We start from the raw sequence: 1,890 nt of genomic DNA, 5'->3' as shown, positions 1-1,890 counted from the left end.
AGGCGGTTGAACAAGGTGGACTTGCCGACGTTCGGTCGGCCCACCAGGGCGATTACGGGAACCATTCGGCTCTCCACTTCGTTATTTCAGAAAATACAAAAGCCGCTGCGAGGCAGCGGCTGGTGCTCGGGGCAGTGTATCGAGACACTGCAAACCCCTTGAAACCGGGGTCGCCTGGGGGGTTAACCCCAAGCATAGTTGTTACTTGATGGTCAGGGCTTCCAGTTTGCCGCTGTTGCCATACACATAAATCATGTTGCCTACCACCAGCGGACGGGCACGCAGGCCATCGCTGTCGATACGCTCACGGCCGACAAAACGACCGTCCACCTGGCTCAACAGGTGCAGGTAACCTTCCAGGTCACCGACTGCTACATAACTGGAGAAAACTTCCGGAGCCGACAGTTGACGGCGAGCCAGCGAATCGTTGCTCCACAGTGCGGTAGTCGAACGCTCGTCAACACCTTCAACGGTGCCCGAAGACAGGCTCACGTAAACGCTGCCGAAACCTTGGGCGAGACCGGCGTAGCTCGACGCATCGCGCTGCCACAGTTGACGACCGCTTTCCAGGTCCAGTGCCGCAACGCGACCCTGATAGCTGGCAACGTACAGGGTGCCACCGGACAGCAGCAGGCCGCCGTCGATGTCGACTACGCGCTCCAGCTCCGAACGACCCTGTGGAATTGCCACTCGCTGTTCCCACACCGGCACGCCGTTGGAAATATCGAGAGCGACCACTTTACCGGTCGACAGACCCGCTATCGCCAGGCGATTGGTCACGACCGGTGCACTGGTACCGCGCAAGGTCAGTACCGCAGGCGTGCTGTCATAGATCCAGCGACGGTTACCGGTCGAAGCATCAAGGCCGATCAGACGATCGTCCTGAGTCTGAACCACTACCACGTCGCCGTTGTTGGCTGGCGGCGCGAGCACTTCGCTGGAGACACGGGAGCGCCACTTCTCTTCGCCATTGACGGCGTCGAGTGCAACGATTTCGCCCTTGAGCGTACCGATGGTGACCAGACCGTAACCAACGCCAACGGCACCGGAAACAGGCAGTTCAAGATCCTTTTTCCACTTCACGTCGCCGTTGCTGCGATCCATGGCCATCACTACGCCGGTCACATCGGCCGCGTAGATGGTGTCACCGTCAATCGCCGGCACCAGCATGTTGTAGGTTTCGCCCTGACCGTCACCGATCGAACGACTCCACTCCTTGTGCAGGACGACTTCTTCTTTGAAGTCGACCAGCTCGGCCGGTGGCAGTTCTTTTTTGCTGTTGCTGCTGCAACCCGCGGCCAGAATGGCCAGAGCCAGCAATGCTGCATGCTTCCAACGGATCACGTCACGCATCCCCTTTAGCCAGGTCGTCGAGCTTGATTTGAAGGCCACCGACCGCCGCTTCATCCGACAGTGCCGCCTTGGCTTTTTGATACGCCGTGTTCGCTTCGTCAGTACGACCCAGCTGCACCAGCAGGTCGCCCTTGAGTTCTTCGCGAGTAGCCAGGAACGCTTTGTCAGCGTCGCCGTCGAGCAGCTTCAGGGCTTCATCAGCCTTGTTCTGCGCGCCCAGCACCTGCGCCAGACGCTGACGGGCGATTTCGCCCAGCGCCGGGTTGGCCGGTTTGGCAACGATGGCGTTGAGTTCGGTTGCCGCGTCATCCAGCTTGCCGCTGTCGACCGCTACCTTGGCCACGAACAGGCTGCCGTACTGCGCGTACGCACTACCGCCGAATTCGCTGTTGAGCTTGCCGGCCAGATCCGCAACGCGTGCAGCGTCAGGCTTGCCATCCGGGGTCAGCGTGGTTTCCAGCAGTTGCTGATAGAGCACCGAGGCGCCTTGCGACTGGTTGCTCTGATATTTGTGAAAAGCCTGCCAGCCGAACACGA

The 1,890-nt window shown here is 60.1% G+C and carries 3 protein-coding genes; all 3 read right to left on the bottom strand.

Annotation, left to right across the window (positions count from 1 at the left end; genetic code table 11):
• Positions 1 to 65: GTPase (locus tag ACIOZM_RS29640; protein ID WP_368860674.1), on the bottom strand; the 65-nt coding region annotated here is incomplete at its 3' end.
• 136 nt (positions 66 to 201) lie between these two features.
• Complete coding sequence (gene bamB, locus ACIOZM_RS29635; protein WP_401220724.1) at positions 202 to 1,353, bottom strand: outer membrane protein assembly factor BamB; 1,152 nt, start codon at positions 1,351 to 1,353, stop codon at positions 202 to 204.
• A partial coding sequence (locus tag ACIOZM_RS29630) for a tetratricopeptide repeat protein (protein WP_401220721.1) occupies positions 1,346 to 1,890 on the bottom strand: 545 nt, incomplete at its 5' end. The genes ACIOZM_RS29630 and bamB, both read right to left, overlap by 8 nt.

The sequence above is a fragment of the Pseudomonas sp. NPDC087346 genome, from assembly GCF_044744235.1.
Classification (GTDB): domain Bacteria; phylum Pseudomonadota; class Gammaproteobacteria; order Pseudomonadales; family Pseudomonadaceae; genus Aquipseudomonas.
Note: the sequence above shows the minus strand (reverse complement) of the source record. Positions and strands in the feature narration are given on the sequence as shown.